Source organism: Bradyrhizobium nitroreducens (genome assembly GCF_002776695.1).
Lineage (GTDB): Bacteria > Pseudomonadota > Alphaproteobacteria > Rhizobiales > Xanthobacteraceae > Bradyrhizobium > Bradyrhizobium nitroreducens.
This window is the reverse complement of sequence record NZ_LFJC01000003.1, coordinates 2596589-2614249: the sequence shown is the minus strand read 5'-3', so window position 1 is coordinate 2614249 and position 17661 is coordinate 2596589. Positions and strand designations below refer to the sequence as shown.

Annotated in this window: 15 protein-coding genes; 9 read left to right on the top strand and 6 right to left on the bottom strand. The window is 64.6% G+C overall.

Annotation, left to right across the window (positions count from 1 at the left end):
• Positions 1-1356 carry a globin-coupled sensor protein gene (locus TSA1_RS12835; protein ID WP_100176688.1) on the bottom strand — a complete coding sequence of 452 codons (1356 nt, stop codon included), beginning with the start codon at positions 1354-1356 and terminating at the stop codon, positions 1-3.
• Between the two features lie 498 nt (positions 1357-1854).
• Between TSA1_RS12835 and TSA1_RS12830 the strand changes: the two genes are divergently transcribed.
• Entirely contained in the window at positions 1855-2445 is a 591-nt protein-coding gene (locus tag TSA1_RS12830) for a Crp/Fnr family transcriptional regulator (protein WP_100181102.1), read from the top strand.
• 9 nt (positions 2446-2454) lie between these two features.
• On the opposite strand, the gene TSA1_RS12825 is transcribed toward TSA1_RS12830, so the two are convergent.
• Positions 2455-4677, bottom strand: coding sequence for a putative bifunctional diguanylate cyclase/phosphodiesterase (locus TSA1_RS12825; RefSeq protein WP_100176687.1), 2223 nt, complete (start codon positions 4675-4677; stop codon positions 2455-2457).
• 340 nt (positions 4678-5017) lie between these two features.
• Complete coding sequence (locus TSA1_RS12820) at positions 5018-6925, bottom strand: acyl-CoA synthetase (RefSeq protein WP_100176686.1); 1908 nt, start codon at positions 6923-6925, stop codon at positions 5018-5020.
• A gap of 249 nt (positions 6926-7174) precedes the next feature.
• Between TSA1_RS12820 and TSA1_RS12815 the strand changes: the two genes are divergently transcribed.
• Positions 7175-8257, top strand: a complete 1083-nt coding sequence (locus tag TSA1_RS12815) for a SecDF P1 head subdomain-containing protein (protein WP_100181101.1) — start codon at positions 7175-7177, stop codon at positions 8255-8257.
• 257 nt (positions 8258-8514) lie between these two features.
• Positions 8515-9321 carry a Crp/Fnr family transcriptional regulator gene (locus TSA1_RS12810; RefSeq protein ID WP_174718882.1) on the top strand — a complete coding sequence of 269 codons (807 nt, stop codon included), beginning with the start codon at positions 8515-8517 and terminating at the stop codon, positions 9319-9321.
• A 7-nt stretch (positions 9322-9328) separates the two neighbouring features.
• Here the strand turns inward: TSA1_RS12810 and TSA1_RS12805 are convergent, their stop codons facing one another.
• A complete protein-coding gene (locus tag TSA1_RS12805) occupies positions 9329-9970 on the bottom strand; it encodes a glutathione S-transferase family protein (RefSeq protein WP_100176684.1) in 642 nt (213 codons plus the stop codon).
• A gap of 211 nt (positions 9971-10181) precedes the next feature.
• Between TSA1_RS12805 and murI the strand changes: the two genes are divergently transcribed.
• The 6 genes from murI to TSA1_RS12775 all read left to right on the top strand — a co-directional run bounded on the left by murI (position 10182) and on the right by TSA1_RS12775 (position 15114).
• The gene (gene murI, locus TSA1_RS12800) at positions 10182-10979 is read left to right on the top strand and encodes a glutamate racemase (RefSeq protein WP_100176683.1); all 798 of its coding nucleotides are present in this window, start codon (positions 10182-10184) and stop codon (positions 10977-10979) included.
• Positions 10980-11040: 61 nt separating this feature from the next.
• Positions 11041-11814 carry an HpcH/HpaI aldolase family protein gene (locus TSA1_RS12795; RefSeq protein WP_100176682.1) on the top strand — a complete coding sequence of 258 codons (774 nt, stop codon included), beginning with the start codon at positions 11041-11043 and terminating at the stop codon, positions 11812-11814.
• A gap of 69 nt (positions 11815-11883) precedes the next feature.
• On the top strand, positions 11884-12267 hold the full coding sequence (locus TSA1_RS12790) for a cupin domain-containing protein (protein WP_100176681.1): 384 nt from the start codon (positions 11884-11886) through the stop codon (positions 12265-12267).
• Positions 12268-12374: 107 nt separating this feature from the next.
• Positions 12375-13142 carry an acyltransferase gene (locus TSA1_RS12785; RefSeq protein WP_100176680.1) on the top strand — a complete coding sequence of 256 codons (768 nt, stop codon included), beginning with the start codon at positions 12375-12377 and terminating at the stop codon, positions 13140-13142.
• A gap of 199 nt (positions 13143-13341) precedes the next feature.
• Positions 13342-13959 carry a 30S ribosomal protein S4 gene (gene rpsD, locus TSA1_RS12780; protein WP_027548656.1) on the top strand — a complete coding sequence of 206 codons (618 nt, stop codon included), beginning with the start codon at positions 13342-13344 and terminating at the stop codon, positions 13957-13959.
• Positions 13960-14046: 87 nt separating this feature from the next.
• Positions 14047-15114, top strand: a complete 1068-nt coding sequence (locus TSA1_RS12775; protein ID WP_100176679.1) for a threonine aldolase family protein — start codon at positions 14047-14049, stop codon at positions 15112-15114.
• Here TSA1_RS12775 and TSA1_RS12770 read toward each other — a convergent pair whose 3' ends face one another.
• Together TSA1_RS12770 and TSA1_RS12765 are read right to left on the bottom strand one after the other, a co-directional pair.
• Positions 15115-16380, bottom strand: a complete 1266-nt coding sequence (locus TSA1_RS12770; RefSeq protein ID WP_100176678.1) for a serine hydrolase domain-containing protein — start codon at positions 16378-16380, stop codon at positions 15115-15117. It abuts the gene before it with no gap.
• Complete coding sequence (locus TSA1_RS12765; RefSeq protein ID WP_174718881.1) at positions 16361-17647, bottom strand: serine hydrolase domain-containing protein; 1287 nt, start codon at positions 17645-17647, stop codon at positions 16361-16363. The genes TSA1_RS12770 and TSA1_RS12765 overlap by 20 nt, the downstream gene beginning before the upstream one ends.
• Positions 17648-17661: the final 14 nt, after the last annotated feature.

Genomic DNA, 17661 nt, shown 5'->3' with positions numbered 1-17661 from the left:
TCACGCCGCCCGAATCGCCGCGAAGAAGCCTTCGACCTCGGAGCGGAGCACATCCGTCCGACTCGAAAGCTCCTTGGAGGCCGCCAGGAGCTCGGAGGCCGTGATGCCGGTCTCCCTGGCGGCATTGCTCACGCCCCCGATATTGCTCGATACGTCATGTGTGCCCTGCGCGGCCTCCTGTACGTTGCGCGCGATCTCGGCGGTGGCCACGCCCTGCTGCTCGACCGCAGCAGCAATCGCCGTCGCGACCTCGTCGACGGCGGCGATGGTTGCGCCGATCTGGCGAATGACGCCGACGGACTCCGTCGTCGCCTGCTGTATCGAGAGGACCTGCTGGCCGATCTCGCCGGTTGCCCTCGCCGTCTGCTCCGCGAGCGCCTTGACCTCGGATGCGACCACCGCGAAGCCGCGGCCGGCCTCGCCGGCGCGCGCAGCCTCGATTGTCGCATTCAGCGCAAGCAGATTGGTCTGGGCCGCGATCGTGTTGATCAGCTCGACGACGTCGCCGATTCTCTGAGCTGCCCTGGCCAGACTCTCGATGGCGGCACCGGAACGGGCAGCCTGATCGACGGCCTCGCCGGTCATCCTGGTCGATTCCGAAACCTGGCGGGCGATCTCCTTGATCGAAGACGCGAGCTCCTCGGTCGAGGCCGCCACGGCCTGCACGTTGGTCGAGGCCTCTTCCGAGCCGGCAGCCACCACGGTCGATTGCCGGATCGAGCGCTCCGCGCTTGCACTGAGTACATCGGCCACGCCTTGCAGACCGGCCGCCGAGCTGCCTAAGCCTCCCAGCACGATCTTCATCCGGCCGTCGAAATCCTGAATGGCGGCGGCGATGGTCTCCTGCTGCTTCTGTCTCTCCGCAAGCATCGCCTCCTGATAGGCGGAGATGGCAATGTCCATATCCAGCATCACGGCGGCGTTGAGGGCGCTGAGCACGCTGGCCATTCGCATCGGCGTCCATCGATATTTCCTGACGGCCAGCGCCACCAGCCGGCAGAGCACGAAATTGTACCCGCCGATATACCAGCGCGGCTCCAGCCCGATCTTGTTGTGCATCAGCCCGATCATGCGCACGCCGCGCATGTAGTCGTGATCGAAGCGGCCATTGAACAGCCGCGCCCAGTGCGAGCTCTGGGCCTTTTTCAGCCGCTGCATGTCATCGCCGATCAAGGCGGCAAGCCGCGGCTCGCTCGATACATGCTGGTAGAACCCGTCGAGGATATCCGGCAGCGCGGGCTCGGCCGCCGACCAGAATCCGCGCAGGAGTTCGCCTGTCTCGGCACCGATGCGCATGAAGCGCATGCGGCCGTCGCGATCCTGGCTCTCATCATTTGCGGTCTGCGCGAGTGTCATGATAACGCCCTTTGCAATTCATCGGAGGCGAAACGCTGCGAACGAACAATCACGCGGAGACTTCAATGCCGGCGATTATCATCGCTTTCGGTTAAGCTTGGCTGAGCGCGAAACAACACAGGTGACCCGGAGTTGATGCAGATTAATAACGCACATTAAAAACAGCGCCGCCGCATCGTCTCGCCCGGGCAATCGTCACAGGGGGCAATCGATGCGACGCTCTTCACGCTTCTTCAGACAACCTCCAAATTTCTGCCCTCCGAAATATGCAACAAAATGAGCGGTTGACTATGCGAAAATGTTACGGATCATAGTGGCCATGACCTCGGGAGAATCCGCGACGATGCGGCAGCACAGCGGCGACTTCAGCAGAATATGAAGGACCTTTCGCCTTGTGCAACGTGCCCGAAGAGCGGCGCCTCCGGATTCTGTGCGGCGATATTCGATAACGCGGCAGCGACTGAATCGATCGGCGCATCCGATTGGCAGCATCATCTCGTGGTCCCCGCCGGAAGGCAGCTGCTGACCGCTAACCAGGCCTCTCCCGACATCTATGTTTTTTGCGCAGGCTGGGGATTTCGATTTCTTCAGATGCCGAACGGACGGCGCCAGATCCTCGGCTTCCTGCTGCCAGGCGATGTCCTCGCCGGCTCGCTCCTTCACGAGCGCCTGCATTTTTCGGTCAAGGCGCTGACGGCGATCCAGGTCAGCACGATGAAGCGGACGGAAGTCCACGCACGTGTCGCGATGAACGTGCGCATTCTCTGGGCCGCGGCGGAGTGTTGCGCGAACGAGGCCAGGACGGCCGACGAGACCATTGCCGCACTCGGCCAGTTCTCGGCGGAGGAGCGCATCGCCCATCTGTTCCTGCAACTGATGAAGCGGATTGCGAGCCGTAACGTGATCCGCGACGAGCGCTATCGCGTGCCGCTCCGCCAGCAGCACATTGCCGACGCCGTGGGACTGACGCCGGTCCATGTCAGCCGCGTGCTCAGCGCCTTCAGGGAACGCCGCGTCGCGGATTTGTCGAACGGCGTGCTTGAAGTATTCGATCTGCGTGAGCTTCAGCGACTGGGTGCGCTGAACTGAGCCCGAGCCTCAATTCGCGGCGGCCATCGCCGTTCGCAGAACACGGCCCGAATCGTCCGGAATCGCCGCCGTGCACTTGAACTGGCGGTAGGGTACCGGGCGACCAAACAGATATCCCTGCGCGAAATCGATTCCCATGGAACGAACGTGCTCGAGCTGGGGTTCGGTTTCTATTCCCTCGGCCGTGACGCTGATGCCCAACCCCTTCGCCAGCACGACCGCCGACGCAATCACCGCCGCACATTCGCGCCTGGACAAGCCCTGTATGAAGGACTTGTCGATCTTGATCTTGTCGAACGGAAAATTCGTCAGATAGCTCGCCGACGAGAATCCCGTGCCGAAATCATCGAGCACGAGCGTGGCACCCATGGACTTCAACCGCCGGAACGTCTGCAATTGCTCGGACTGCTGCTCGAGCAGGACGGTTTCGGTGACCTCGATCTGCAGCCGCCGCGGATTCAAGCCCGACCGAAGCAGTGCCTGCAGGACGACATCGAACAGATCGCCGCGCTTGAACTGGGTCGCGGATACGTTGACCGCGAGCTGGACATGGGGCGGCCAGGACACCGCATCCAGGCACGCCCGTTGAATGATCCATTCGCTGAGCGGCTGAATCAGACCGGTGCGTTCGGCCAGCGCAATGAACCGGTCGGGCGCAACGAGACCATCGACGGGATGGCGCCACCGCACCAGCGCCTCGGCCGTATGGACCGTGCGGCTTTCGACGTCGAGGATGGGCTGGTAGTGCAATTCGAATTCCTGCGCCGAGATCGCGCGACGCAGCTCCGCCTCCAGGACTTTCTCCCCCTTGATCGCCTCGAGCATTGCAGGCTGATAGAGGCGATGGCCGTCACGGCCCGCGGCCTTGACTTCATAAAGGGCCAGATCCGCCTTTTTCAGGAGATCGGCGCTGCTCGAGCCGTGCTCCGGACAGAGCACGATCCCGACGCTTGCACTGATGTCGAGCTGATGGCCCTCGATCTCGAACGGCGCCGCCATGACATCGACGATGCGGCGACCGAGATCCTGCGCGGTCTCGTATGCGTCGTCACCCACACGCCGGATCATGGCGAACTCGTCACCGCCCAATCGCGCGACGAGATCCCGGTCCGTGGCGAGCGAACGCAGGCGCGAGGCGACCGCCTTGAGCAGGTGGTCACCGACGTCGTGCCCAAACGTATCGTTGATACGCTTGAAGCCATCGAGGTCGATCAGATGAACGCCCAGGCGGTCCGGCTGCACGTCAGGCTCGGGGCCAATTCCTGCCTGATCGAACAGCGCACACCGGTTCAACAGGCCGGTCAGGGAATCGTGCGTGGCGGCGAACGAGAGCTTGGCTTCGGCTTCCTTCCGCGCCGTGATATCGACCCGGATGGCCATATAGGCAACGGGCTTGCCGTCGGGACCGAGCTGCGGCGTGATCACGGTATCCACCCAATACAGCCTGCCGGATTTGGCAAGATTGCAGAGTTCGCCGCGCCAGACATGGCCGCCCGCCAGACAGCGGTACATGTCGCGAAAGAGCTCCTTGGAATGGACGCCCGATTTCAGAATCCGATGATTTTGCCCAATCAGCTCCTCGCGCGAATAGCCGCTGATCGAGCAGAAATTGTCGTTGACGTAGTTGATGATGCCCTTCACGTCCGTGATCGCGACGATGACGGCCTGATCGATGGCATATTGCTTCTCGATCAGCTCCTGCATCGTTTCGTTGGCCCGGATCTCGGCCAACCGCTCGCCGGTAACATCCCGATGCACCTCGACCAGGCCGCCGCCGGCCATCGGGTGCCGCGAGACCGAGATGAACCGGCCGTCGCGGAGCTCGTGGACCGACGTCGCCGCGGCGTCGAACCCATGGATGGCGTCGACGACGCTCTCCGAAAGGCCGCGCTTGGCCCTCCTTGCTTCGGTGATCTGGCGCAGTCGCGTTCCGGGTTTGACGTCGGCGCGCGTTAAGCCATACATGCTCGCGAATTGCTGGTTACTGGCGATGACCCGCAAGTCCGCCGCGAACACACAAAGGCCGGCGGGCACGCTTTCGATGGCGTGGTCCAGCACAGTTGTCGACTTGGGCCGGTCCGCCGATGCCAACAGCCAGACAAGCCCGACGCACAACAGCGCGACATAGGCGGCCAGCGCCCCCGTCCCGATCTGCATGACGATCGCCGCAGCAAGCAGCAGCACGAAGCCCGCCAAACCGCCGATTCTCTCCGAACGACCTAATGAGTGCATCAGAGTTCCCTCCCGGCTCTGATGCGAACACCCACCTATCTAAGATGAACTTAAAATCAAAACCTCGCGCCCGCGTTGCGGCCGCAAGCTTTGGTTGCGGTAAATGTTTGAATCGGCCGCTTGATCGGTGTTCTTAACCTGGATCAAGATCAGCTCCGGCCCTGCTGGTCTCGCCACCACGATCGTCACATGCAGGCGCAGGCGACTCTCCTGGCCAGCCCCGGATCCATGAACCCGGTCCAGCGCGCAGCAGCAATGACCGGCGGCGGAATCTCTTCGCCAGATCACGATGCGACGACATATCGCCGCATCATGCCTGGTCTGGAGATCGCACGCCGCCTTACGCCTGCACGACCTCGTGCCGCATCACGAACGGCGCGAGCAGCGTGTGCACCTCGCCAGCAACCGCCTCGCGCTGGTCCGCCGGCAGACCGGCGAGCGTGACGGTCGCGATTGACCCGTGACTGCCATGGGCACCGACCTTGACCTTGCAGTCGATGCCGCGCTCGACCAGCGGCGCAAGCACCTTGGTGAAGACGCGCTCGGCCGCGTCCCAGCGCAGCTGCGGCTTGAACACCTTGCCGACGCCGGTGACCGGCATCGGGTCGATCGGAATGACCTGGACCGGAACGGCGGCGCGCTCCGGCGTGCGCTCGCGCACCCACGTCTCCAATTCGCCCGGCTCGACGGTCGCGCCCGGCTTCAGCTGCACGTAACCTACCGGCAATTCTCCGGCATAGGCGTCGGGCTGGCCGACCACCGCGGCGAAGCCGACGGCGGGATGGCGGAACATGATCTCCTCGATCGGCGCCGGGTCGATGTTGTGACCACCGCGGATCACGAGGTCCTTGGCGCGGCCGGTGATCCAGAGATAGCCGTCCGCATCGAGGCGGCCGAGATCGCCGGAATTGACCCAGACGTCGTCGACGAAGGCACCCTTGTTGTGCTCGTCGTTGAGATAGCCGCCGAACACACCGGGCCCAGCCATGATGACGACGCCGATTTCGTCCGGCTTGCAGTCGCGGATCAGGCGGCCTTCCGCATCCAGCTGCACGATACGCACGCGCGCGTAGGGCATGGGCAGCCCGACCGAGCCGAGCCGGATCGGCCGGCCCGGGTAGGCGAGCGTGTGCACGCTCGATGTCTCGGTCATGCCGTAGACCTCGACCACCGGCAGCTTGAGCTTGTCCTGGATCGCCGAGCCGACCGCGACGGGGATCGCCGAGCCGCCACCGGCGGCATATTTCAGGCTGGAGATGTCGGCATTACCCGGCGGCACCGCGAGCGTCGCGGCGAGCACCGTCGGCACGCTCGACAGCGCCTCGGGCCTGAAGCGCTCGACCAGTCCCCAGATGTTCTTCACCGCATTCGGATTGCGCCAGCCACTCGGCGACAGCACGACCAGCGAGCCGCCGCTCGACAACGTCAGCAGCACCTGCGTCAGCGATCCCCCGACGTGAAACAGCGGCATGCCGAACAGCAGGTTCGAACCGGGCTTGGACTTCAGCAGCAGACTGAGCGCCCAGGCCTGGTAGACCTGATTGGTGTGAGTATGCCGCACCAGCTTCGGCGTGCCGGTGGTGCCGCCGGTGTGGAAATAGGCGGCGATGTCGCTGCCAAGAATCTTGCGCCCGCTGACCAGCCGATCCGACGGCTGCTGCCTGATCAGATCACTGAAGGCGAAGACGCCCTTGTCCGGATCGCCGCCGCCGAACACCTGCACGATTGCCTTGAGGTGCTTCAATTGCGGGCGGATCTGCTCGACCTTCTGCCAGATATCGGTGCCGGGCATCGGCCCAAGCGCGACCAGGATCTTGGTGTTCGCAGCCTCCAGAATCTCCGCGATCTGGTGCGGCTCCAGCAGCGGATTGACGGGATTGGCGATGCCCGCCACCTCCGCGCCGAAGAGCGTCACGAAGGCATCGGGCACCAGCGGCAGCATGAAGCTGATGACGTCGTCCTTCTCCGCGCCCAGCGCGTGATACATGTTGGCGGCCTGCGTGACGCGCGCGATGAAATCGCGGTACGTGACAACCTGCGGCGTGTCGGCCGGATCGGCGTTCTGCAGAAACTGGATCGCCGCCCCGTCGGGGTTGCGCGCCGCACCCAATGTGATCGCCTCATAGGTGCTCTCGGCCGCAACGCGCTCGGCGTAAGGGACTTGCTCGAAAGCGCGGACTTCCGCGTCCGTCAACAGATCCGGATAGTCGCTGCCGATGAGCCGATCGAGCGCGTGGATGCCCGCCATGGAATTCCGTCCTCCCTCAGATGCAAATCCCGGCCGCCCTGTCTTTTGACATTTTGGTTCGGCGCGGTCTCGACCGATGGCCGGTCGAGCGGGAACAGAATGATGGATGATCGAGCGTTCGTCCATGGCCCAGCGGCCGTGGCGATCAAACTTGCCTGTGAGATGTTTGAACCTCCGCGCCCGGTCCGGGGACCTAAAACAGGCATCAGCTTCGCCTGCCAGCGTCCTGCCGCAAGACTCGAGGTGATCATGACGAGGCCCCAGCAAGACCGCAAGACAGTGCTGATCGTCGCGCTCGCCGTTGCGGCCGCGATCGCCCTGCCCCGGGCCTCGCGCGCCGAGGACAGTCAGCTCGACAAGATGCGCGCCAAGATCGCGGCCTTCGTCGGCGACAAGATGGAAAAACTCGGCGGCTCGCGCATCGTCTACAAGGTCGATGCCGACGGCCTGCGCGAGAGCGTGATCACGGATTGGCGCGACGACGTCTACAAGACCCTGCGCGAGAACAAGATCGCCTTCTCCGGACTTGCGATCCGCGATGGCGGCGTCGAACTGAAGATCGCGGACGCCAGGGCCCGCGACATGCTCGCGCGCAAGCTCGCCTCAGCCGCGGAGGGATTGCCGTCGCATGCGCTCACCGTGACAGATGGCGGCGACGGACTGGTCCGGCTGGCACCGACCGAGGCCGCTTCCGCGGCACGGCTGCGCGATCTCGTTGAAGATTCCGTCGCCATGATCGAACAACGCCTCAAGGATTCAGGCATCAGGCTCGCCAGCGTCCAACCCGACGGCACCGACCGCATCCGCATCTTCGTGCCGGGCGAAATGAATCCGGAGCAGACGACTGCGATCTTTGCCCGGAAGATCAAGGTGGGCTTCCGCCTTGTGGACCTTTCGATGCCGGGCGAGCAGGCGCAATCCGGCACGCCGCCCGAAGGCAGCGAAGTCCTGCTCGGCTTCAAGGACAACAAGCCTTATCTCGTCGCCAAGGGCAGCGCGCTCGAGGGGGACGACGTCAGCTATGCGGGCCCGGGCTTTGCGACCGGCACGAAGGAACCGATCGCCTGGTTCCGCTTCAACGGCCGCGGCACGCGGCGCTTCGCCCACCTCACCGCAGAGAATGTCGGAAGGCCCTTCGCCATCGTGCTCGACGACAAGGTGGTTTCCGCCCCCGTGATCCGCGAGCCCATCACCGGCGGCTCGGGCCAGATCTCCGGCAACTTTACCCTGGAGGAAGCGAGCAGCGTCGCCATGTTGCTGCGCGCCGGCTCGCTCCCCGGTCACCTTGACCTCGTCGAACAGCGGGTCGTGCAGCCCGCCGCCAAGCCGTAAGGCGACGGTCGGCCTGCGCGCCAGGCTAGCCGGGGGCATGCAAGGTTGACTCAAGACCGGAGCCCGTGCCGCCAGTTCCGAATCACCGGCATTTCAAGGTCATACGCACAACCAACGGGCAATTGCCGAAACGCCCGATCGGGCTAAAATTTGCCTCTTGCGGCATGACGGCCGAAAGCGTCATTCAAGCGGTCGTCATTCGATTTCGGCTATACCAATACGGACCAGGACTGAAGGCCTTACGCGGGGTTAGTACCATGCCGTCCGGCAGCGCAGACATTTCCTCGATCCTCGACCGCATTCTCGAAGCGGCCACGGACAATCTCAGGATCGCAAAGATCCTGGTCCAGATGGGGCTCGATCCCAACGACGTCACCTGGGATGCGATCTTCAACCGGCTGCTGGAGATCTTCGTCCACAACATCACGCTCGCCAATATGTTCGCCGTGGTCGGTGCGGTCTTCTTCGTCGCCACCCTCTTGATGCGGACGATGGTGCCGCTGCGCGTCGCCAACATGATCGGCTGCGCATTCTTCGCCATTTTCGGCGCACTCTCCGCCAATGTCGCGACGTTCCTGCTCTACCTCCTGATGCTTCCGATCAACGCCCTGCGCCTGCGGCAGATGCTCAAGCTGGTCAAGAAGGCGCGCCATGCGGCCGAGGGCGACATGTCGATCGAGTGGCTCAAGCCGTTCATGACCGAACGCAAATATCGCCGCGGCGACACGCTGTTCAAGCTCGGCGATCCCGCCAAGGAGATGCTGCTCACCGTCACCGGCAAGTTCCTGGTCAAGGAGATCAATGTCGAGATCGGGCCTGGCGCGCTGATGGGGGAGCTCGGCTTCCTTACGCCGGACAACCGGCGCACCGGAACGATCGAATGCATCGAGGACGGACAGGTGCTCACGATCACCTACGACCGGCTGCTGGAGATCTACTTCCAGGATCCGCAGTTCGGCTATTACTTCCTGGTGCTGACCAGTCAGCGCCTGCTGCAGAACATCGATCGCCTGCAGAACCAGCTGAACGCAGCACGGGCCGCCACGACGAACCGGATCGCGTGACCGCGGCTCAACTCAAGAGCAGCGCCATGCCCGGATCGCCCTTTTCCATCGCTCGCCGGTAGGCAGGCCGCGCCCCGATGCGGCCGAGATATCTCACCACGTTCGGGCAACGCTGGAGGTCATAAGGCTGGAAGTAGCGCATCGTGGTGAGCGAGAAGCCGATCATGATGTCGGCGGTGGTGAAGGTGCTGCCGGCGAGATATTCGGCATCGCGGACGCGCGCATCGACCAGATCGAAGGCGCGGTCGACACGCCCCCTGGTCGCGACCAGCATCGGATTGTCCTCGGCGAGCTTGAGCCGGCTCAGGATCATCAGGCGCCCCATGCCGGCCTGCAGCGTGCCGTTGGCGAAGTGAAACCAGTACAGGAATTGCGCGAAATCAGGATCGTCGGGGCGGAGCACGAGCCGGCCATTGCCGTATCTGGCCATGATGTAGTCGACAATGGCGCCGGATTCGGCGAGCACGATATCGCCCTCGGTGATAACGGGTGCCGCCCCGATCGGATGCAGCGCCTTGTAGTCGGGCGGCGCAAGCATGGTGACGGGATCGCGGGCGTAGCGCTTCAGCTCGTAGGGAATTCCAAGCTCCTCGCAGAGCCAGACGATGCGCTCGGACTGCGACCTGCCAAGATGATGGACGGTGAGCATGACGCCTCCTGCGCGCGCAAATCGGACCAGCCGGAAGGCATCCTACCGCCTCGCGCCAGGAAAGCGCGCGCCGCACCTCCCTGTCCCCCCGGGAATTTGCGGATATGACGGGCCAAGCAAGAAATCAACCGGGCCAAACGCGTTCTGGGTGCCCTCGCCGCAAAACCGCCCCAAAAACCGAATGGTAACCATGCAGGGCTAGGGTAACCGTGTGACCAATTCTCCGACGATCCTGGTATTCGATTCCGGCCTTGGCGGGCTCACGGTGCTGCGTGAGGTCGTGGCGGCGCGCTCCGATGCCCATTTCGTCTACGTCGCTGACGACGCCTTCTTCCCTTACGGCCACCACAGCGAGGACGAGATCATCGCCCGCGTCGTGCCGCTGATGGGGGAGCTGATCGGCATGCATGATCCTGATATCGTCGTCATCGCCTGCAATACGGCGTCCACCCTGGTCCTGTCTCACCTGCGCGCCGCATATTCCGTGCCTTTCGTCGGCACCGTGCCGGCAATCAAGCCGGCCTGCGCGCAGTCGAAGACCCGCCGCGTCTCGGTGCTCGGCACCAAGGGCACGGTGAAGCGCGAATACACCAAGGCGCTGATCCGCGACTTCGCGCAAGGTTGCGAGGTGACGCTGGTCGGCTCGCCCGAGCTCGCTTCGCTCGCCGAAGCCGCGCTCGGTGGCCATCCGATCAGCGATAACGACATCCTTGCCGAGCTCGCTCCCTGCTTCGTCGGCGATGCCGAGGACGCCGGCGCGCGCACCGACACCATCGTGCTCGCCTGCACCCATTATCCACTGCTGCTCGACCGGCTGAAGCGGCTGGCGCCGTGGCCGGTCGACTGGATCGATCCGGCGCCGGCGATCGCCCGCCGCGTCTCGGATCTGCTGGGTGCGCCTGGCCGCGACATCGCGCAGGCCGGCGCCGCGATGATCTTCACCTCGAACCGCGTGCACGGTCTTTCGGCCACGCTGACGCCGTTCTTCGGCGGCCGCGCGCTGGCCTGAGCTTGCGCTGCGACGGCGCGCTGCTAGGTTTTGCCGTCACTCCCTAGCCGCAGGCCTTTCGATGCCAGTTCCGTCCACGCCACTCAACCGTCTCCGCCAGCTCTGGCGCGAGGGCCGTCCCGCCTTCGGCGCGATCGCGACGATCCCGAGCGTGCAGATGGTGCAGATCATGGCGCGCTCGCTCGACTGGATCATCGTCGATCTCGAGCATGGACCGATCGGTCTCACCGAAGCACACGCGATGATCGCCGCGACGACGGGCACGCCATGCACGCCCTTGGTGCGGATCGCCGCCAACGAGCCGTGGCTTGCGAAGGCCCCGATGGACATCGGCGCCTTCGGCATCAACTTTCCGATGATCACGAACCGCGCTGAAGCGGAGAAGGCGGTGCGCAGCGTGCGCTATCCGCCGCGCGGCGATCGTCTCTGGGGTCCGTTCCACGCGCCGTTCCGCTGGGGCCAGTCGATGCCGGATTACATGGCCAGTGCCGACGACGAGATGATCTGCATGGTCACCATCGAGCATATCGAGGCCGTCAACCGCATCGACGAGATCATGGCCACACCCGGAATCGACGTCGCGGTGATCGGCCCCGGCGATCTCGCGACGTCCATCAACAAGCGCGGACAGATGGACGATCCGGAGCTGCTGGAGCTGGTCGCACGGGCCGAGGCCGGCATCCTCAAAAGCGGCGTGCCGATCGGCGGCGTCGCTCGCACCGCCGATCAGGCCAACGCCCTCATCGACCGCGGCTATCGCGCCATCGCGCTCGGCTTTGACTGGTCGCTATTCCAGCGCGGCATCATGGCCGCGTTCGACGGGATCAGGCGCTAAACAAGCCGACGCGACCACCTTGCCGGGAACTGCCGCGCTGCTAGGGTCGTTCCCGGGAGGAAAACAACCATGCTCAAGAAGACTTTGCTCGCTCTGTCCTTTGCAGGACTTGCCTTTGCCGCCTTCGCCCAGCAGCCCGGCATCAAACGCACCCCGCTTCAGAAGGTCGAGTTCCCGGAGGGCTATAATACCATCACCGCCATTGCGGAAGTCCCGGCGGGCGGCGCCGCCGGACGCCATACCCATCCGGGTATCGAGACCGGCTACGTGCTCGAAGGCGAGCTCAATCTCCTCATCGATGGCCAGCCTGAGAAAACCCTGAAAGCCGGCGATTCCTACCAGATCCCGGCCGGCGTGGTGCACGACGCCAAGGCCCACGGCGACAAGGCCATGAAAGTGCTCGGAGTTTACGTCGTCGACAAGACCAAGCCGCTGGCTTCGCCGGCCCCCTGATTCGTCGAACCTACCGACCCTACGCGGGTTGGTTCGTGCTAGAGCAGGCGGCGAGCGGGAACTCCCTCTCGCTGCACGTATTTTGATCCGCGGGAACCGAAAGAGCGATGCGCGGGACGCCAAAAGCCATTTCGCTGCCGCGCCGCCTGATCTGCGACCTCATGCGCGCGTCGATGGACGTGCCGTTCGTGTCGCTGTCCCGTTCGCTCCATATCCGCCCCCTGCTGGAGGCCCGCGCCGGTGCGGCCGCACCGGCCGGCTGGGCGGCGATGTTCGTCAAGGCTTTCGCCCTCGTCGCCAGGGACGAGCCGATCCTGCGCACCGTCTATGCCAAATGGCCCCGTCCCACGCTCTATGAGCTGCCCAAGAGCGTGGCGCTGGTGGCCATTGCCCGGGTCGAGGACGGCGAGGAATGCGTCCTGCCGCAGCGAATCGCGGCTCCCGAGACCATGGCCATGGCCGCGATCGACGCCGAGATCCGGCGCGGCAAGACGGCGCCGATCGAGGACGTCCCGATGTTCCGCAAGATCATGCGGGCAACCCGCCTGCCGTGGCCGCTGCGGCGCCTGTCCTGGGCGATTGGCCTCAATTTCGGCCGGCAGCGCGGCAACTGGTTCGGCAGCTTTGCGGTGAGCTCGGTGGCCGCCTATGGCGGTGGCGAACTCCACCCGGTCACGCCGGGCCCCTTCATCGTCAGCTATGGGGTGGTCGAGGGCGACCAGACCATCCATGTCGTGATCCGCTGGGATCACCGGGTCACCGACGCTGCCCCGATCGCCCGGGTGCTCACCCGTCTGGAACAGGTCCTGAACACTGAAATCGCTGCCGAATTGCGGGCGGCTGGGCCAAAGCCGATCCGGGCCGTCGGGACCTGATTCCGGGCCATTCGCATTGACAGCGAACCCCAAACTCCCCTAAAAGGCGCCTGCTCGCGGGCCGATTTCGGCCCGCGAAGCGTTTCGCGACCCGTGGTCGGCTCCCTCTAGCTTTGGGGATCGGACCTGTCGGTGCCGGGCTTTGGCCCGTCACACAGGAGGGCGCGTTTCCTCAAACCATGCAACCGAAGAGGACGCGATGACTAAGCGCAGTGAGGCGAAGTACAAGATCGATCGCCGTATGGGCCAGAATATCTGGGGTCGCCCGAAGAGCCCCGTGAACCGCCGCGAGTACGGCCCCGGCCAGCACGGCCAGCGCCGCAAGGGCAAGCTCTCCGACTTCGGCGTGCAGCTGCGCGCCAAGCAGAAGCTGAAGGGCTACTACGCCAACATCAGCGAGCGTCAGTTCCACGGCATCTACGTGGAAGCCAGCCGCCTCAAGGGTGACACCGGCGAGAACCTGATCGGCCTTCTGGAGCGTCGTCTCGACGCGGTCGTGTATCGCGCCAAGTTCGTCTCCACCATCTTCGCCGCCCGCCAGTTCATCAACCACGGCCACATCAAGGTGAACGGCCGCAAGGTCAACATCTCGAGCTACCAGCTCAAGGTCGGCGACGTGATCGAGGTCAAGGAAGCCTCCAAGCAGCTCGCCCACGTCCTCGAAGCCAGCCAGCTCCCCGAGCGCGACACCCCCGACTATCTCGAAGTCGACCACGGCAAGATGACCGCGAAGTACATTCGCATCCCCGGCCTCTCCGACGTGCCGTTCCCGGTGCAGATGGAGCCCCATCTGGTCGTCGAATTCTATTCGCGCTAAGATCTGAATATCGAAAGGCCCCGGTTCGCCGGGGCCTTTTTGCTTAAGAGCCACACTTCAGTGGCCGCAATGCTTAGGAGCCGTCGCATGCTCTACACGCCTCCCCCGATCGATCCCAAGGCGCCGCCGGTGCGCATCAATCTGCTCTCGGACACGCAGACCAAGCCGACGCCGGGAATGCGCGAGGCGATGGCGCGGGCGGAGGTCGGCGACGAGCAGGTCGGCGACGATCCGACCGTGAATGCGCTGTGCGAGCGCGTGGCGAATCTGCTTGGCAAGGAAGCCGCCGTCTACATGCCCTCGGGCACCATGTGCAACGTCACCGCGACGCTGGTGCATTGCCGCCCCGGCGACGAGATTTTGGCGCACGAGACCGCGCATATCATCGCCCGCGAAGGCGGCGCGCATGCTGCGATCGGCGGTTTTCAGGTGACGCAGCTCAGGGGTCCCGACGGCCAGTTCACACCGGAAACGTTCCGGAAAGCCCTGCATCCGCGCACCCGCTACCAGCCGCCGCAGACCGTCGTCAGCGTCGAGCAAACTGCCAATATCGGCGGCGGGACGATCTGGAAGAAGGCCGCGCTCGACGAGATCGTCGCGATCGCGAAACAACACGGCCTCGTCACCCACATGGACGGCGCGCGCCTGCTCAACGCCACCGTGGCCAGCGGCATCTCCCCGCGCGACATGACCGCGGGCTGGGACTCGGCCTGGATCGACTTCTCGAAAGGACTGGGCGCACCGATCGGCGGCGTGCTGGCGGGCTCGCGCGCCTTCATCGACGCGGTCTGGCAGTGGAAGCAGCGCCTCGGCGGCTCGATGCGGCAGGCCGGCATCTGCGCCGCCGCCTGCATCTACGCGCTCGACCATCACGTCGACCGCCTCGCCGACGACCACGCCAATGCGCGTGCGCTGGCTCGCGGGCTGTCGCAGATCGCAGGCATCGAGGTGCAGGAGCCCGAGACCAATCTGGTGTTCTTCAAGCCTGACGGCGCCTGCATTGCCGGCGACAAGATGGTCGCCGCGCTACGCCAGCGCGGCGTGACGCTTGCGATGATGGACGGCCGCATCCGCGCCTGCACCCATCTCGACGTCAATGCGGCGCAGGTCGAGGAGACGATCGGATACGTCAGAGAGATCGTGCGCGGGGCGTAGTCAGCGCCCCATCGCCGCGTAGACCAGTCGCTTCAACTCGTCCTGGATGCGGCCACGCTGCGAGGGCGACTGCATCATGCAGATCACGAACATGTCGTCGGCGGGATCGATGAAGAAGAAGGTGCCGCCAACGCCGTCCCAGCGATATTCGCCTGCCGGCAGCCACGCCGTGGCTCGCCTGCGCACGGCAAAGCCGAGCCCGAAGCCGCTATCGGCCCCCGGGAAGTAGAATTCGGGGTCCTTGCGCACGCCGCTCCCCTCGCCGATCTGGTCGGATGTCATCAACGTCAGCGTCTGGCGCCTGAGATAGCGCCGGCCGTCGAGCTCGCCGCCGTTGAGCAGCATCTGCGCGAAGCGTGCATAGTCGCCAATGGTGCCGACCATACCGGCGCCGCCGGATTCCCAGCGCCGCGGCGCGGTCGCCTCCTTGATGCCGGCGACGGGACGATCGAACCAGTCGCCGGGCAAAGGTTCGGCGATCAGCGGCCGCTTGGCATCGTCGGCGACGAAGAACGCCGTATCCCGCATTCCCAGGGGATCGAGCAGCCGCTCCTTCTCGAATCGATAGAGCGACAGACCCGTGGCAACCTCGATGACACGCCCGAGCACGTCGGTGGAATGGCCATAGTCCCACAGCGTCGCCGGCTGTTCGGCCAGCGGCAGGCGCGCGAGCCGCGCGACGAATTGCGCGTTGTCGGGATCGCCGTCGAACAGGCCGGCCTGCGCATAGAGCTTGCGCACGGGACTGTCGCCATAGAATCCGTAGGTGATGCCCGAGGTGTGGCGGAGCAGGTCGCGCACCGTGATCGGCCGCGCCAGCGGCCGGAGTGCCAGCCCGCCATCGGCCTGCGCAACGCCGACCTTCACATCGGCAAGAGCCGGAATGTATTTCGCGACAGCATCGTCGAGCGCGAGCTTGCCATCGTCCACCAGCATCATCGCCGCGACCGAGGTGATCGGTTTCGACATCGAATAGAGGCGAAAGATGGTGTCGTCCGTCATCGGCTGCGCCGTCCTGGTATCGCGCAGACCGAACGTCTCGGAGAGCACGGGCTTGCCGTGCTGCTGGATCAGCAGGACCGCGCCGGGAATCCTGCCGGCGGCGACCTCGCCACGAAGAAAAGCGCTGATCCGCGCGAGCCCCGCAGTCGAGAAGCTGCGGATGACGGGGGCTTCAGCGCGGGCGGGGCCCGCCGCGCCGACCAGCAGTGCAAAGGCGATCGCGACGACGGCGCGGGCGAGCGCCTCACTTCTCCATGGCTTCATAGACCAGCTGCTTCAGTGTCCGCTGGACGCGCTGGCGCTCGGTCGGGGTCTGCTCCAGCAGCACGAAGAACATGTCCTGCTTGGGATCGATCACGAAATAGCAGCCGGAAGCGCCGTCCCATTTCAGCTCGCCGAGATCGCCGGGCGGCGGCGGCTTGGCGTTGCCGGGGTCGGTTCGGACCGCAAGGCCGAGACCGAAGCCGAAGCCGTCGCCCGGGAAGTAGAAATAGTCGCGGTCGACGCCCGAGCCCGGCCCGACCTGATCTGTCGTCATCAGCTTGAACGTCTCGGGCTTGAGAATGGTCTTGCCGTCGAGGCTGCCGCCATTGAGCAGCATCTGCGAAAAGCGCCTGTAGTCCGCCATGGTCGTGACCATGCCGCCGCTGGCAAACATGATCTTCTTGGGGACCGTCGGGTCGTTGATGCGGCCGACGCGGAAATCGGCATCGTTCGGCACCGGCTGGGCCACCAGCTTCTTCTTCTCGGGATCGGTGACGAAGAAGCCGGTGTCGACCATGCCGAGCGGATCGAGCAGCTTCTCGCGCATGATGTCGATCAGCGGTTTGCCGGCCGCAACCTCCATCACCCGCGCCAAGACGTCGGTGGAATGGCCGTATTGCCAGAGCGCGCCCGGCTGGTTGTGCAAGGGCAGCTTGGCGATGCGCTCGGCGAACTCGGCGAGATCGTAATCGCCGGCATAGATGTTGGCTTCGCGATAGGCCTTGCGGACCAGGCTGTCGCCGTAGAAGCCGTAGGTGATGCCCGAGGTGTGCGTCATCAGGTCGTGCACCGTCATCGGCCTGCTCGGCGGCACCAGCTCCAGCGACTTGGTGCCGTCCTCGGCCTTCTTCTCGACGCCGACCTTCACATTGGCGAAAGACGGGATGTATTTCGAGACTGGATCATCCAGCTTGATCTTGCCGTCTTCGATCAATTGCATCGCGACGACAGAAGTGATCGCCTTGCTCATCGAGAACAGGCGGAAGATGGTCTTGTCCGTGATCGGCGCCTTGCTGACTACGTCCTGCACGCCGAAGGCTTCGTGGTAGACCGGCTTGCCATGCTGCTGGATCAGGATGGTTGCGCCGGCGATCTTGCCGGTCGCGACCTCGTTCTTGAAGAACTCGCTGATCTTGCCGAGCTTGTCCTGATTGAAATGCGCGCCGACCGGAATCTCATAGGTGCCTTCGGCCCGCGCCAGCGACATCGCGCTGAGCGATAGCAATGCACCGCACGCAAATGAGCGCAGTCCAAAATGAAAAATCATATCCCCTCCCAGGA

What these genes read in the sequence shown, in the direction of transcription:
- TSA1_RS12795 (WP_100176682.1), top strand. Translation starts at nt 11,041, where the DNA reads ATGCCAGTTCCGTCCACGCCACTCAACCGTCTCCGCCAGCTCTGGCGC.
- TSA1_RS12790 (WP_100176681.1), top strand. Translation starts at nt 11,884, where the DNA reads ATGCTCAAGAAGACTTTGCTCGCTCTGTCCTTTGCAGGACTTGCCTTT.
- TSA1_RS12770 (WP_100176678.1), bottom strand. Translation starts at nt 16,380, where the DNA reads ATGAAGCCATGGAGAAGTGAGGCGCTCGCCCGCGCCGTCGTCGCGATC.
- TSA1_RS12835 (WP_100176688.1), bottom strand. Translation starts at nt 1,356, where the DNA reads ATGACACTCGCGCAGACCGCAAATGATGAGAGCCAGGATCGCGACGGC.
- TSA1_RS12810 (WP_174718882.1), top strand. Translation starts at nt 8,515, where the DNA reads ATGCCGTCCGGCAGCGCAGACATTTCCTCGATCCTCGACCGCATTCTC.
- rpsD (WP_027548656.1), top strand. Translation starts at nt 13,342, where the DNA reads ATGACTAAGCGCAGTGAGGCGAAGTACAAGATCGATCGCCGTATGGGC.
- TSA1_RS12820 (WP_100176686.1), bottom strand. Translation starts at nt 6,925, where the DNA reads ATGGCGGGCATCCACGCGCTCGATCGGCTCATCGGCAGCGACTATCCG.
- TSA1_RS12785 (WP_100176680.1), top strand. Translation starts at nt 12,375, where the DNA reads ATGCGCGGGACGCCAAAAGCCATTTCGCTGCCGCGCCGCCTGATCTGC.
- TSA1_RS12805 (WP_100176684.1), bottom strand. Translation starts at nt 9,970, where the DNA reads ATGCTCACCGTCCATCATCTTGGCAGGTCGCAGTCCGAGCGCATCGTC.
- TSA1_RS12825 (WP_100176687.1), bottom strand. Translation starts at nt 4,677, where the DNA reads ATGCACTCATTAGGTCGTTCGGAGAGAATCGGCGGTTTGGCGGGCTTC.
- TSA1_RS12775 (WP_100176679.1), top strand. Translation starts at nt 14,047, where the DNA reads ATGCTCTACACGCCTCCCCCGATCGATCCCAAGGCGCCGCCGGTGCGC.
- TSA1_RS12765 (WP_174718881.1), bottom strand. Translation starts at nt 17,647, where the DNA reads ATGATTTTTCATTTTGGACTGCGCTCATTTGCGTGCGGTGCATTGCTA.
- TSA1_RS12815 (WP_100181101.1), top strand. Translation starts at nt 7,175, where the DNA reads ATGACGAGGCCCCAGCAAGACCGCAAGACAGTGCTGATCGTCGCGCTC.